This is a genomic window from Aquimarina macrocephali JAMB N27, from assembly GCF_000520995.1.
GTDB classification, from domain to species: domain Bacteria; phylum Bacteroidota; class Bacteroidia; order Flavobacteriales; family Flavobacteriaceae; genus Aquimarina; species Aquimarina macrocephali.
In genome coordinates this window covers 40,840-56,274 of sequence record NZ_JACA01000003.1, presented here as the reverse complement: position 1 = coordinate 56,274, position 15,435 = coordinate 40,840, and the positions used below count along the sequence as shown (strand labels likewise).

Here is a 15,435-nt window from a genome sequence, read left to right as displayed (position 1 = left end):
TTAATTTTTGTCTTTCTTTCCGTAAGTAGCGGGATATTGGATGTATCGAGTAAGGATAATGCCAGGGATTGCGGCAATGGCAACCCAAATAAAGAATCCGGTATATCCAAGAACCTCTTGGATGAAACCACTAATCATACCTGGCAACATCATACCTAAAGCCATAAACCCTGTTGCGATTGCATAATGAGAAGTTTTAGAAACACCCTCTGCTACATATATCAAAAACATAAGATAAGCAGCAAACCCAAATCCATATCCAAATTGCTCAATAATAACAACTAATGTAACAGATACTACAGAAGATGATTCCCAGAAGCTTAACAAAACATACAATACATTAGGCAGGTTTAAAGCTAAAATCATTGGAAGCATCCATTTTTTTAATCCATATATCGAAATAGCAATACCTCCCAGAATTCCTCCTATGGTTAAGGCTATAATTCCAAATGTACCATAAATAGTACCTACCTCGGTAGTAGATAATGCTAATCCACCAGCTTCTTTCTGATCTAATAAAAAGGGAGAAGCCATTTTTACCAATTGGGATTCTCCTAATCTGTAAAGAAGAATAAACGCGAGAACAATACCTATTTGTTTTTTTTGAAAGAAGGTCTTAAAAACATCTAAGAAACGTATTGGATTATCTTTAGAATCCTCGGTTTCATTTTCCACTTTTGGAGTTGCAAAAAGATTGATTACTGTTAATAGAATCATGAAAACGGCAGTGATAATCATGGTATAAGACCATGCTTTTTGATTATTACCGTAATACCCCTCTAAAAAACCAGCAAGTACTACAATTAATCCTTGTCCTGTTACCATAGCCAAGCGATAAAAAGTACTGCGTACTCCTAAAAAAAAGGACTGTTTTTTTTGTGTAAGGCTAATAAGGTAATATCCATCAGAAGCAATATCGTTTGTGGCCGATGCAAATGCGGCTATCCAGAAACAAGAAAGACTAAGGACAAAGAAATTATTGGTAGGGATCGTTAAACCTACTCCCAAAAATGCTATAGCAATAAGGAGTTGCATACCTAAAAACCAATTACGCTTAGTACTTTTAATATCTACAAACGGGCTCCATAGTGGTTTTATAACCCAAGGAAGGTAGAGCCAACTGGTATACAATCCAATATCAGCATTACTAATTCCTAGTTTTTTATACATGATTACAGAAAACGTAATGATAATCACATATGGTAATCCTTCTGTAAAATATAATGAAGGCACCCAAGCCCAGGCGTTTTTGTCTTTATTAGGTTCTGTCATGAATTGTTATTAAGGAAAGAAAGATACTTATAAATTATTAGTAATACCTGATTTATATTTTATCGATATAATCTAGTTCTAGCTTATCCAGATCTATCTCTGGGAGCGACTTTTTATAAAAGAAATCAATGATTTGATCTACAAGATACGAATTGATTTTGTCCATTTTTTTTTCTTCAATCATAGTGAAGATATTCATTGCTTCAGCCTTTTTAAACTCTTTGATTAATTTATCTGGCTTTTTAACTGCACTCATACCGTTATACTTTTCCATTTTTTTCTTCATCCATCTATGGCTAACTAGTTTTATTTGAGTATCATGAAAATCTTTCCTTAGGAGGTCTATGCGTTCTATATTATTTTTTGCTTCCTTCTGTGTACGATTTAATTGTATTTTAGCTTTGGTAAATTGCCTTTCGAATTTAAAATCAAGACGACGCATATCGTGTTTCAGGTGCTGGATTACTTCATAAAGTGCATTATCATATATGGTTAAGAACTCTTCATACGCATACAATGCATCAAGAAATACAATGGCATCCTTTCGGTATAATCTAGGTATTGGTTGATCTTTTACTCTTTTAAATAAGCCAGCAAGTTCTACCTGTTTTTCTTCAGGGATGTTTGTAAACCATGAGTTATTCTTTAGCGCTCTTAATTTTGTAGTGATATCAAATCTGGTACCCTTATAAAGTTCTGATTTATAACTAAACCTATATGTGTTGGGATTTTCTTGGGCATTACCATGGGACATGATTAGAAATACAGAAATGAATGCTAAGAATTTCATATGTCATGTTTAATTAGTAAAAGCTTTTTTTGAGTTGCAATATAATAAAGTAATACTAACGTAGCATATGATTAGATTGTTATGTTATACACAATAGACTTGTAGTTTTATACATTTAGGGGTTATTTCCTAAATAAGAAAATTTATTTTTAATCGGGTTTGATCAATTATAGCGGTATTAGCTAAAATACAGTGATTTACTCTTAGCCTAGAATGTTATTTTAAACCTTCTAATGATTATGAATGAAGAGATACCATACGCAAAATACGAGCCTAGTTACCCTAGGGCAAATGGAATTGAAGTCTTATTAATAGAAGATCTAATACAAAAGTATCGTGGTGTGATATCTTCTTTTCCAGAAACACCACATAAATTAGAATTTTATTTATTAGCTTATTATACAGAAGGAGAAACAGAACATTTAGTAGATTATGTATGGCATAAGGTTGAAAAAAACAACTTGGTGTATTTGGCTAAAGGTCAGGTAAATGCATTTAGGTTTAAAGAAAATGTGAAAGGTTTTATTTTGCTTTTCACAAAAGACTTTTTTGAGATGCGACTTAATGATTTATCTAAGGAAACTATTATACGTTTATTTGCTCCTCATCTATTTAAGCCAATACTTCAAGTTAATGAAAGTTCTAATATTGGGGATTATATAAAACTCTTATATAAAGAATATTATAAAGAGGCAGATGGTTATAATAAGAGTGATACTATATTTTCTTTGTATACTATCATACTTTCTAAAGTAGAACAAATAAAAAGGGGTCAGACTTTTTCTGGAAAATATTCTGAGAGTATAGTGCTATTTCTAAAGTTTATAACGGCTTTAGAAAGAGATTATATAATTAGTAGAAACGCTGATTTTTATGCAGAACATTTAAATATAACCTATATGCGCTTAAATATCGTTTGTAAAGAAACGATTGGGATTACTGCAAAACAATTCATTGACGGATTTGTGATCCTAGAGGCAAAAAGAAAATTAATAAACTCTAATATTAAAAGTACAGAGTTAGCTTTTTTAATAGGTTTTAAAGAGGCTACTAATTTTGTGAAATATTTTAAAAAATTGACAGGCTTGACCCCAAACAACTTTAAGAGCCAATATTCATACCACCATCTTATTTAATATTCACCATTTTTACATCAATATTCATCTAAACGTCTCGTGAACTTGCCTCCAATATCCTTTTGTTGAACTTTATCCTCTTGATTATTAAGTCACTGTTTGCAAAATATTCCTATACTTTAATCAATAGCTTAAATCTTTAATTTAATGACGCTAGACTTGTCTCTAGGATTATTTTTTTGACGATTTTGTGATTTTAGAAGCAAAAAGAAAATTAATACATTGTATTAAAAGTACAGAGCTAGCTTTTTTAATCGGCGTTAAAGAGGCTACTAATACCATTTCTAACTTGAATTCACCCAATAAAAACATGTCTTTTTACTTGATGCTTCAACATAAAAAATAACCGTAACTAAGGCTATGCTCGTTTTTTCTTTTTCGCCTAAACTAAAAATCTGATATTTTTCTTATGAGCAAATTCAAATCAGAACTGGTATAATTTTAAAAAATGGATAGGCTTAATCTCAAATAACTTTAAGAGCCAATACTCGTATTATCATTTTTATTAATATTTACCATTTTTATGCCAATATCCACCTTTTGTTTGTTTGTTACGTTGGTTAGTTTTGTAACGATTTAACACAAAGAATGACAATAATTATTTGTTAACCTTCAACTTTAGAATAAAATGAAATCAATTAAATTAATCTTATCAGGGGCTTTGTTAACTACCCTGTTTATTTCTTGTGAGAAACAAGAGGAAACTAATACTATGCCTGTAGAGGCAACAACAGATCAAGAACATGGTCTAATAACTAATGATAATGTACCTTCTACTGTTTTAAAAATTAATGGAGAAGAAGTACGAGTAGGTGATCTTGGTAATGGAGAATATCTTTTTAATGGAGATATGGCATTTACAAAAGAAGGATTGTCTAGTTTTTTAAGTGATGATGAAAAAGCGAATTGGGGAGGCCAAAGAAGATGGACTAACAATACGATTTACTATCAGTTCGCCCAAGGTTTGTCTTCAGGACGTAGAAGTACTATGCTAAGAGCTATGAGACATATCTCTAGCAGAACACGTGTTAGGTTTGTTCAAGGCCGTGGTAGTGGTAATTATGTTAGCATTTTCACCTCAGGAAATGGAACTAATTATGCTACTGTTGGTATGAGGGGAGGGGCACAAAGCCTTTCTATATCAACCAATAGACTTGGTATTGCAATTCATGAATTGGGGCATACTATTGGTTTGTATCATGAACATCAAAGAAGAGATCGTGATAGTTACGTAACAGTAAATTATAATAATATTCCTCAAAATTTTCACAGCGATTATCGTAAAAAAGGGCAAAATGTCGGAAGCTTTGACTGGAGATCAATTATGCTGTATCCTACGGTTAGTAGAGGTGGTGGATACGAAATGGTTCGACGAAGTAATGGTCAGCCTATTACTACTTCATTATTCTCAAATAGTGCTACTTTAAGTAGTGGAGATGTTGCTTGTATTAATAGATATTACCGTTAAATTTTAATAATTATTTATATATAAATAATTATTGTTTTTTTTAAAAATAGTTGTCTGAAAAGTAGACCTAAAAATCGAACATTTAGTTTGAGATTGGAAATCTATTCTTTAGACAGCTATTTTTTTTGTTTTTTTAAATATTGATATACAGGGTGTTGATCGCATCAGTAAATGTTTAAAGTTTGAAAACGTGAAGTTTCAAAATACTCCGAAGGCTTTCTTCCAATGTTCTTTCGTTAAGCTGTATCTTTTTGGTTATTAATACCTTTCTTATATAAAATTACCTGCTAAAATTGTTTCTTTTTACTCCATGTTTCAAAATAAAATGCATCGATAGCTATGCTATACCTGAATTTTCTTTTTTACCTGAACCAAAAATAATTCAATTCAGATTACAGTAATTTCATATAAGAAATGGTATAAGTTAAGTATCTGTAAAAAAACATTCCTATACTTTGACCAAGGATTCCAGCCTACGCTGGAATGACAAGCAAAAAGCATTGTTTTTTAGTCATTTTGTATTCCGGCGTAGGCCAGAGTTAGTTATTAATAAATTTTAAATCAGTAGTTTAAGTTCTTAGTGTAATGACGTTGGACTTGATACTAGAGCTATTTGCTGACGGATTTGTGATCTTAGAACCAAAAAGAAAACTAATACATTCTGTTAAAAGTACAGAGCTAACTTTTTTAATTGGTTTTAAAGAGCCTACTAACTTTGTAGAATATTTCAAAAAATAGATAGGATTGACTCCAAATAATTTCAAAACCCAATATTTACATCATTTCGATATTTACCATTTTTATATCGACATTTACCTTTTATTTGGTTTTTTGTTCATATAGTTTTACTGCGATTTAACACAAATATTAAGAAAATAACAATAATTATTTTTTTTAACTCACAAACTTAACTAAAAATGAAATCAATTAAATTAATTTTATCAATGGCCTTTTTGGCTACTCTTTGTTTTTCTTGTGAAAAACAAGAAGAGAATGAAGCTCCCGTAGAAACGGCAATAGGGGAAGATACCGAGGCTAAAGAAGTCTTGTTTAATAATCATGTTCCTACAACTATTTTAAAAGTTAATGGAGAAGAAGTGGCAGTAGGAGATTTAGGAAATGGAGAATATCTTTATAATGGAGATATAGTAGTTTCTGAAACAGACCTATCTGAGTTTTTAAGTGATCAAGAGGGGGTAAAGGCAAATTGGGCAGGAGCAAGGAGATGGGCTAATCGTACCATATATTATCAGTTTGCTTCAGGTTTTTCTTCATCCAAAAGAAATACTGTTTTAAGTGCTATGAGACACATTTCGAGCAGAACGCGAATTAGATTCGTTCAAGGTCGTGGTAATTATGTTAACATATTTACCGATGCAAGAGGAGGTAATTATGCTACTGTTGGTATGGCTGGTGGAAGACAAAGTTTCTCTTTAGGTAGAAATAATCTCGGTGTAGCTATTCATGAATTAGGACATACTATTGGTTTACACCATGAGCATTCAAGACCAGATCGAGATCGACATATTCGTATAAATTGGAATGCAATTCCTAGTGATAGCCGTAGTAACTTTAGAAAAACTGGAAATAATTATGGGCGTTTTGACTGGAATTCGATTATGTTATATCCTTCTAGAACTAGAAATGGAGTATCTGATATGGTAAGCATCAGTACGGGTAGACCTTTTAATAATGCGATAGAAAGTGGTAGAAACTATTTAAGTAGTGGTGATATTGCTTGTATCAATGCATATTATCGTTAAACTTTAATCATCATTATTTAGATAATTGTTGTTATTTTTTTAATTAAAACAAGGTTATCTGAAAATTAAATCAAAAACTAACGTATTGTTTAAATTTTATCATCAATAGCTGGTGTTAAAAACGTGAAATTTCACAACAAATTTACTTTTCAGATAACCTTATTTATTCAAAATTCACAAACGGATTACTATTGTTACATCAAAAGCTGTAATCCCATAACAAGAAATACAGAGTAAGAGGATGATAAAGAAAAATAATTGATGTTATTTTTCAACTTTACCAACTTCTTCAACGGTAACCATTTTTTTCTGGGTATTACCCCAACTATTCATAATGTAATTCATTACATCTGCAATTTCTTCGTCTTCAAGACCTAATGACGTCATCGCACTATTATAAGTCTTTCCGTTAACTTTGATAGGACCATTTAACCCATATTTGATAGAATAAATGCTTTCTTTTCGTTTATTAACTAACCAGTCTGATCCTGCCAAAGGCGGAAATACATTAGGAGATCCTTTTCCATCAGGAAGATGGCATTGCATACAAAAATCAGTATAAATTTCGTTTCCACGAGCTATACTTTCTGATAGTTTAGCATCTTGAATTTTTGATACAGGATATAGAATATATTCGGGATCTGATTTTTCTTGTTGCGCAACAAGTGAAATACTTATGATCAATATGGTAATTTCTATTACGAAGAAGCGTTTTAAATATTTTTTCATGCGTTTACATGTTTCTAATTTAATTCGGAATTATTTTCACAATACCTTTATTTTCTACTGCGACATAGATAAATCCATCTGGTCCTTGCCTTACATTACGAATACGCCCCATACCATCGAGTAATTTTTTTCGTCCTGTAACTTTAGTATCGGTTAATTCTACCAGTTCAAGATATTGAAATATTAATGAACCTACTAATAGGTTGTTTTTCCATTGGGGATAGATATCACTTGTAATAAAATCCATTCCGCTAGGAGCGATAGAAGGAACCCAATAATATATTGGCTGTTTCATTCCTTCTTTTTTAGTGATATCTGTAATAGATGTACCACTATAATTAATACCATAAGTGATTACTGGCCACCCATAGTTTGTACCTTTTATGATTGGATTAATTTCATCACCACCTTTAGGACCATGTTCATGAACCCAGATTGTACCATCGGGATGTATTGCCATTCCTTGTGGATTGCGATGGCCATAAGAAAAAACAGCTTTTTTTGCTCCATTTTTGGTAACAAAAGGGTTGTCTTTAGGGATAGATCCATCATCATTAAGGCGGTATATTTTTCCTCCGTCCTTAGTAATATCTTGAGGGTTTACATCTCTATTACCACGATCTCCAATAGAAAAATATAGGTATCCTTCATTATCAAATTCTATTCGTGATCCAAAATGATGCCCTTTTGTAGTATTGGGTGTTCCTTTATAGAGTTTTTCTATATTGGTCAGTTGATTGTTTTCTAGTTTGGCTCTAATCAAAGCTGTGTTACCACCTTTTTCGGTACCTTCTTTAGAGGAATAAGTGATGTATAGCCATCCGTTTTCTTTATATTTAGGATGTAGCTCTATATCCAACAACCCGCCTTGATTACGATTATATACTTCTGGGACATTGCCAATCGAGGTTTTATTACCATTTTTAAAATGGATCAATTCTCCACTTTTTTCTGTAATGAGCATACTGCCATCAGGCAACCAAGCCATTCCCCATGGGATTTGCAAATCAGGAACAACAACTTCTGTTGTATAGTTTTTAGGATCATCTTCTAAGGTAATGTCATTTTCTTTTTGTTGCTGTGCGCAAGCCGAAAACACAATGGTTAGAAAGATAAGAAATGACGAGAATTTCATAGATTTTTTGTTGATTCCCGAAAAATACAAAGAAATATTAGTTATAATCTATATTTTATGTTAATCCCTGTGTATGCATTAAATGGTAAACCGGGATAGAAATATCTAGGAGAATTACCACCAAACCCTCTGGCATTGATTTGTAATTGAGACGCATACTTAGTATCTAAAATATTATTTGCGCCAAAAAATAAGTCATACTTAAGGTGAGATCCAATGTTACTTTTAAAACCTATTTTGCCATGTAGTAATTCATAGTTTTTGCTAAATGTTGTGTTTGCATCGTTTGCAGGTATTTTACCTACAGTCTGAAAGCTAAGGTTACCATAGAACCCTTTTTGAGCTATAAATTCGATTCCTGAATTGGTAACTTCAGAAGGAACACCGGTAAGATCGTTATTCGAAAAATCAGTATCCAAATCTACAAAGTCATCAAATTTATGGTCATATATTGATGCATTGAAAAAGAATTTTAATACTCCAGACTTTACTTTTATAATATCATAATTCAATTCTAATTCGGCACCATTATGTATGGTTTTTCCTGCATTAATAGCAAAGAAATTATCATCGATAGTTCTTCTTGAAACCAAAAGATCTTTAACTCTAAATTGATATAATGATAAAGATCCATAGAGCATATCCTGTAATAGACTATATCGGGTACCGATCTCATAATTCCAACCTATTTCGGGTTTTATATCGGGATTAAAAAGACCATCAGGCAATAGTGTTTCTGAAGTAGTAGGAGTAGAGAAACCGTGGGCAATGTTTCCGTAGAGCGTAAATTGAGAATTTAGAGAATAATTTATTCCAATTTTGGGAGAGAATATGGGGTCAAAATCGAATTTGCCAGAGCTATCTTCTCCATCAGATAAGAATTGATCATCGATATCAAAAAAAGTCTGATTGAGATTTATACCAACATTTACTCTAAACTTCTTATTAATCTTATAATTTGCTTCAGCAAAAATGTTGTAATAGTATCGTTTTTCATCGAGATCAGAAAGTTGATTGCCTTGTACACTACCTGTTCCAGCAGGGAAATCCTGATATAGATTTTCAAAAGTCTTACCAGTATAATAATCAAAGAATAATTCCCCACCTGCGGTCCAGTTTAATTCCTTACTGGCGATTAGATGACTCCCTAAAACTCGGTTTCTAATACCAAAACTTGTTGCATTTTCTTTTAGTATATTAAAAGGTCTAGACTCGTCATTGTTTCTAAAAGAACTAAAAACACTGGTGTTATGTGATGTTTTTGAATTATATTTATGTTTCCAGGTTACTCCTAATAGTCCATAATCTACATCTTCCGAACCTTGAGCACGCCCCCAGGTAAATGCGGCTTGTCTTGGATTGTTTTCAAAATTTTCCTGATCTAATGAACTGGGAATACCAGCATTAAGGTTAACATAGCTACCTAAAATAGAAAAGCTATTTTTCTTTCCAGCATCAAAACCAGAGGCCAGTGTCACTGTATTTCGATCATATTCATTATTATCTCGATAGCCATCAGTATGATTATTGCTATACAGTACTGTAATATTAGATTTTTCTTTGGATATAGCAGCTTTAGCCAGAATTCTTCTTAGTCCATAACTCCCAAGTGATGTAGTTAATTCACTCTCAGAAGTATTTGTATTTGCAAATTCGGGTTGAAATAAGATAGTTCCTCCTAATCCTACACCATAACTGCTTGAAGAAGGTCCTTTATGAATTTCTATGCTGGATAAAGCACCGAGTTCTAAATCCTCTATAGAAGATTCTCCATTTCCATCGGTTAATGGGATATCTCCAAAATAGGCTCTTATATTAGCTGTACCAAATAAGTTTCTGGCCCCGATTCCTCTAATTGTAATTCTATTGGTGTTTAAAGTACCGTTTTGCATAAAAACACCAGCAACTCTATTGAGAACAGGGTGCAACTCAATTGAGTTTCCACGATTAATATCATTAGCTGTAATAGAAGAGACAGCCTCTGTTGCATACTTATGTTTTTGTGGACGAAAATAATCTTCTATCACAACCTCAACTAAATTTGTAATGGGAACTAATGCTATTACAATGTATTCATTCTTAATATGGTTATGTTTGTTAATATCTATAGAAGTTTCAGTATAACCATCTTTGAAAAACTTTATTTTGCCTAAAGATTTTATAGAAAACTTGCCATCAGTATCAGTAAAAACTTTGATATTACTACCTGTATCAAGAACGCTTACATTGGCTATTGGAAGTTTATTTGAACTATTTATGACAATTCCTTTAGTGTCAAATTGTGAGTATACAGAAAAGTGACAAGCGAGTACTAAAAATAAAAATATTCTTTTCAAGATTTGTTTTTCCTCAAATATCGGAAACTAGAGGCAATTGGGTTTAAAAAACATGATTGTGTTGATGAATATTATGATTTTTTAACGATCAGATAGAGTAATTCTTATACCGAAGAAAATATACAGCTGTACTATGAAGTAAAAAGTATTCATTTTTTATAGAGGCCAGTTGTTATATAAATTCCCCTTATCAACTGACCTGCTATAAAAAACAGAATTATCCAAAAAAGAAACAGTGTCATTTTTGGACCCCCTAAATATTTCCTTCTTCTTTATTTATACTATGTAATCGTCTCTTGTCCTTCGTATATTCAAACCAATTACGAACTATTAGTATAATTAGTACTATTAGTATTATGATTTGAACAGCAATCAATACAATCATCTTTCCCTTTTTACAAGAAGTATGAAACTTCTATTTTATCCGTTATATAGTTTTGACACATAAAAAAAAAAAAAGTCACTTTAGATTCATTACTTTATAATTTCAACTTTTTTATCCACTATAAGTTTAATAGGATAGATTACTCTATTATTATCATTACTTTCTACTATCATACTAATATTATCGATAGAAATAATAACTCCTTCGTCACCTTCGATTCTAATTTTTTGTCCTACTTCAAAATTTTTCTTAGAATAGAAACCTAGTAATAATCTATACACAACATCTCTAGAGCCTAAACCTAATGCAAGTACAAAAGTGGCTAAAAAAGCTCCCAGAATTAGAGAAAGGTTGTTTGTTATGATACTAGTATTGATACCTGCTTGATTTAAAGCCGTAATAGAAACAATTGCTACAATACTAAAAAAGAGGATAGAGCTTATTATTTTAGATCCACTAAGATCCAAAGATTTTAGCAAAGCATAAACAGATTTTCTTACTAAAGAAGCCAGGTATAATCCTAATCCTAAAATTACAATCGAACTGAATATTTTGGGTAAATAATCGATTAATCTTCCTGCACCATTCGAAACCATATTTAAACCAAACATATCAGCTCCGACAATAACCAATACAAGAATTAGAAACCACTTAACAAAAGCTAGAATTATTTTGGTAGGTTCGATTTTGGTAGCAGAATTAAAAAGAGTCCCATTATCACTAATTTTAGATGCCAAAGTATCAATTTTGGTTAGCTTCAAGGATTTTTTTAATATAAAAAGAATGAATTTTACAATCATCCACCCGACTAAAATGAACAAAATGGCGCCAATTATATTAGGCATAATCTCATATAGTTCATTAAATATATTTTCAATCAATTTAAAATTTAGAAATTTTTCCATACGATTTTTGGAGGTTAGTCCTTAGTTTTTGTTAGAACGACTTACTATTTTAAAAAGTTCTTCAAGAGAATTTGGATATTTTATAGCAAATAAATCAGCCAGATCTAGTGATAGCTTTACTATTTCGACATCATCGAGTACCTTTTCCTTGATAGAAGCAGGTAATTCTTCATTTTGAATAATTTTTTTAAATGGATTTTTCATTTTTTGTGGGGTATTAGGTTTAAAAGGTGTTATAAGGTTTTATATAAATTCACTAATCTAGATTTGGCTCGGCTTAATCTCATTTTTACAGCACTATTTCCAATATTTAGAGTTTTTTCAATTTCTTTTATAGTGAGATCATCCTGATATTTCATCATTAAAATGATTTTATCTTCGGGTTCAATTTTTTTTAGTGCCATTGCTAGTTTTTTGGACTTTAATTTCATCATATCTTCATCATCTATTTCTTCTGATGGGTAATCAACGATAATATCATCGATTGATACGATTTTCTCTTTTTTCTTTTTTTGAACCCTCTGTACATAATTCACACAGAAATTATAGGTGAATGAATACAACCAGGTAGAAAATTTAGAATTTCCTTTAAATGTCTTTAGCTTGGCGAATAAAAGAACAAAAATATCGTGTGTTAAATCTTGCGCCTCTTCATTAGATTTTACAAAACTCAAGCATTTATTATATATAGTTTTTGCATATCTGTCATAAAGAATTGCATATAGCTTAGTATCCTTACTTTTGGCTATTTTGTAAACAAGCTCTTTATCCTCTAAATTTTCATCCAGTTCTGTCTTCTTCAACCTGTATTTTTATTACATATAATCCCTCTAAATAATTTAGACACAGCGTATCTAAAAAAGTCACTTTTAATTTATTTCTTTATTTCAAAGTGATTGCGGTACCTCTGTTATGATTTGTTTTAAAGCGATGTGTTTATGGTATTTAAATATCCAAAAACACCAATCTTTGGGGCTTGAGTGAAGGTTTAAAAGAGTTCAAAAAACATTTTTGAAACCTTAATTTAAGTAAAAAATAAAAGTAATAGTATGATTTCTAAGGTTTTCTTGTTTTTAAAACTCTTTTAAACAGTTAACAGATGAACTGAGAGCTTTCACAGATTAAAATTTTCTAAAAAAGATAGGAGTATCACTTTTGAAATATCAAATTCAAAAAAATGATGCGAACAGTAAGTTTTATACTATTTTTTTTCATGGGATTCTCCATTATGATTGGTCAGGAAATAAAAATATTGAAAGGAACGGTAAGAGATCAGATAACCCAGGAGATTATCCCTTATGCTACAGTAGCAGTTTATAATAATAAAAAAGAATTAGTTGATGGTATTTCGACTAATGATGATGGTCTATTTCTGTTAGAAACAGATAAGATATTTACCTATTTTGAAGTTAGTTTTATTGGTTATCAAACTTCTTTGGTTCAATTTTCTGAAGTTGACGATCCAACGAATATTTCTATCCAATTAGAATCGATGGCAAGCACTCTTGAAGAAATTGTTATTGAAGCTGATCGAACTACCACACAGCTTAAAATTGATAGAAAAATTATTGATATAGGAGCAGATCTTCAACAATCAGGAACTACAGCACTCGAAGCTTTTGATCAAATCCCAGATATACAAACCGATTTGGGAACTGGTAATATTTCATTAAGAGGTAGTGATAATGTGAAATTATTAATCAATGGAAAACCTTCTTCCCTTGACGCAGTGGAGTTATTAGAGCAAATCCCATCATCTTCTATAAAAACTGTAGAAATTATAACTTCTCCATCAGCAAAATATCAAGCAGATGGATTATCAGGAGTTATAAATGTTGTTTTAAAAAGAAATGTAAATAAGGGGTTCAACCTTAACCTCAATAGCGCACTAGGAACAAAACGATATAGTTATGGCATTGATGGAAACTATAATCTCTCATTTATGAATTTTAGATTTAATGTCTCGCAATCTGGAAGAGAAATGGATAGTAAACAAACTATTAATCGATCTTTCATAAATGGCGATACTCAGGGAATTTTTACTCCTCACGATTTTAATGGCAAAATAAAAAGAGGAATAATTGGATTAGACTTTTTTGTGGATGAACATAATGAATTCTCTTTGGGATTTGATTATACCGATGATTATCATAGTTTTTATAATAATTCACAATATTTTGATGTGACCGATCGTGATGATTTTACATATACTCGTAACTCTGAACATTCACATTTTACTTCTGTTTTTAATGCTAATTATCGCAGAGGATTTAATAAGGAAGGGCATTTTTTAGAGATTGACTATAATCTTAATGATAATAAAAATGAGTATCCATCCTCTGATTTTGAAGACAGTGCTTTTTTGTTTGACCAAATAATAGAAGAAGATAATAAAATCCATGCCATATCATTAGACTACGCATTACCTGTTTCAGAAAAGATTAAAATAGAGACAGGAGCATCCTGGAATAGAAGTGATACAAAAAACCAACAGTTTTTTAGACCAAATAATGAGATATCTACTTTAAACACATTTGATTATGAAGAAGAACTATTAGGTATCTACGGGCTTACAAAATTTAGTATTCAAAAATTAGATTGGCAAGTTGGATTGCGATATGAATATTTCTCATCAAAATCTCAAAATACACTCAATTCATCAACAACAGATTTACATTTTTCTAATCTTTTTCCATCGATACACATGGGCTATACATTTAGCGAAGGTAATACACTGGGTTTAGGATATAGTAAACGAATCTCCAGGCCAAATTTGCATCATATTAATCCTTTTCAGTTAGGGAACCCTTTTTTTAGATTTGATGGTAACCCAGGATTAAGACCAGAATCAAGTGATAATATTGAACTTAACTACCAAAATAATAAGAGAAAATTAAATTGGTCTGTTACCACATTTTATCGCTACAGGAAAGATGTTATTCTTTGGGTAAATACTATAGAAGATAATAATGTACAGGTGATCTCATTTCAAAATATTGGAATAAATCATTCATTAGGTATTGAAGCTACTGTAAAATATAAGTTTACTAAGTATTGGAATACCATACTTACCGGGAATTATTATTACACAATGACAGATCAGAACAATCTGGTTACCTGGGATGAATTATACTCATCTAATCTACAATTAAAAAATACATTTAAAATCACTAAAAAGGTGAGTACAGATATAACATATCGACATACACCCAAGAGACAAAATGCTTTTAATTATATAGAACCAAGACATAGAGTTGATTGGGCGGTAAGAGCAAAGTTTTTGAATAATAAATTAACAGCCAATTTAAGAGTCATAGATGTATTAGACAATAACTTAATGAAACGAAATACACGTACTACCGAATTTAGCCAACGTACCGTTTGGAAGTTTCAATCACAAACACTGGGATTTCTATTTAGTCTTAAGTATACACTCTTTAAAAATGAGGATAGAGCAAGAAACAGAAAGGAACGAGAATATAGACACAACGATTCTAGCAATTAAAAAATAATACA

Annotated in this window: 12 protein-coding genes; 4 read left to right on the top strand and 8 right to left on the bottom strand. The window is 31.2% G+C overall.

What is annotated here, in order from left to right:
* Together Z054_RS0103205 and Z054_RS0103200 are read right to left on the bottom strand one after the other, a co-directional pair.
* Entirely contained in the window at nucleotides 1-1,272 is a 1,272-nt protein-coding gene (locus tag Z054_RS0103205; protein WP_024768651.1) for an MFS transporter, read from the bottom strand.
* Nucleotides 1,273-1,324: 52 nt separating this feature from the next.
* Nucleotides 1,325-2,062, bottom strand: a complete 738-nt coding sequence (locus Z054_RS0103200) for a hypothetical protein (RefSeq protein WP_024768650.1) — start codon at nucleotides 2,060-2,062, stop codon at nucleotides 1,325-1,327.
* 239 nt (nucleotides 2,063-2,301) lie between these two features.
* Here Z054_RS0103200 and Z054_RS0103195 point away from each other — a divergent pair, with 239 nt between their 5' ends.
* The 3 genes from Z054_RS0103195 (at nucleotide 2,302) to Z054_RS29860 (ending at nucleotide 6,429) form a co-directional block, all read left to right on the top strand.
* A complete protein-coding gene (locus Z054_RS0103195) occupies nucleotides 2,302-3,198 on the top strand; it encodes a helix-turn-helix domain-containing protein (protein ID WP_161635237.1) in 897 nt (298 codons plus the stop codon).
* A gap of 628 nt (nucleotides 3,199-3,826) precedes the next feature.
* Nucleotides 3,827-4,666 carry a M12 family metallopeptidase gene (locus tag Z054_RS0103185; RefSeq protein WP_024768648.1) on the top strand — a complete coding sequence of 280 codons (840 nt, stop codon included), beginning with the start codon at nucleotides 3,827-3,829 and terminating at the stop codon, nucleotides 4,664-4,666.
* A gap of 917 nt (nucleotides 4,667-5,583) precedes the next feature.
* The gene (locus Z054_RS29860; RefSeq protein ID WP_024768647.1) at nucleotides 5,584-6,429 is read left to right on the top strand and encodes a M12 family metallopeptidase; all 846 of its coding nucleotides are present in this window, start codon (nucleotides 5,584-5,586) and stop codon (nucleotides 6,427-6,429) included.
* A 264-nt stretch (nucleotides 6,430-6,693) separates the two neighbouring features.
* Here Z054_RS29860 and Z054_RS0103170 read toward each other — a convergent pair whose 3' ends face one another.
* From Z054_RS0103170 to Z054_RS0103145, 6 genes are all read right to left on the bottom strand, one after another.
* The gene (locus Z054_RS0103170) at nucleotides 6,694-7,158 is read right to left on the bottom strand and encodes a c-type cytochrome (RefSeq protein WP_024768646.1); all 465 of its coding nucleotides are present in this window, start codon (nucleotides 7,156-7,158) and stop codon (nucleotides 6,694-6,696) included.
* A gap of 19 nt (nucleotides 7,159-7,177) precedes the next feature.
* The gene (locus Z054_RS0103165) at nucleotides 7,178-8,293 is read right to left on the bottom strand and encodes a PQQ-dependent sugar dehydrogenase (RefSeq protein WP_024768645.1); all 1,116 of its coding nucleotides are present in this window, start codon (nucleotides 8,291-8,293) and stop codon (nucleotides 7,178-7,180) included.
* A gap of 41 nt (nucleotides 8,294-8,334) precedes the next feature.
* Nucleotides 8,335-10,629 carry a TonB-dependent receptor domain-containing protein gene (locus tag Z054_RS0103160; protein WP_024768644.1) on the bottom strand — a complete coding sequence of 765 codons (2,295 nt, stop codon included), beginning with the start codon at nucleotides 10,627-10,629 and terminating at the stop codon, nucleotides 8,335-8,337.
* A gap of 474 nt (nucleotides 10,630-11,103) precedes the next feature.
* On the bottom strand, nucleotides 11,104-11,919 hold the full coding sequence (locus Z054_RS0103155; RefSeq protein ID WP_024768643.1) for a mechanosensitive ion channel family protein: 816 nt from the start codon (nucleotides 11,917-11,919) through the stop codon (nucleotides 11,104-11,106).
* 21 nt (nucleotides 11,920-11,940) lie between these two features.
* Nucleotides 11,941-12,123 (bottom strand): hypothetical protein, encoded by a 183-nt coding sequence (locus Z054_RS0103150; protein ID WP_024768642.1) that lies wholly within the window; start codon nucleotides 12,121-12,123, stop codon nucleotides 11,941-11,943.
* 29 nt (nucleotides 12,124-12,152) lie between these two features.
* Nucleotides 12,153-12,722, bottom strand: a complete 570-nt coding sequence (locus tag Z054_RS0103145; RefSeq protein WP_024768641.1) for an RNA polymerase sigma factor — start codon at nucleotides 12,720-12,722, stop codon at nucleotides 12,153-12,155.
* A 374-nt stretch (nucleotides 12,723-13,096) separates the two neighbouring features.
* Between Z054_RS0103145 and Z054_RS0103140 the strand changes: the two genes are divergently transcribed.
* A complete protein-coding gene (locus Z054_RS0103140) occupies nucleotides 13,097-15,424 on the top strand; it encodes an outer membrane beta-barrel family protein (protein ID WP_035090454.1) in 2,328 nt (775 codons plus the stop codon).
* Nucleotides 15,425-15,435 lie beyond the last annotated feature (11 nt).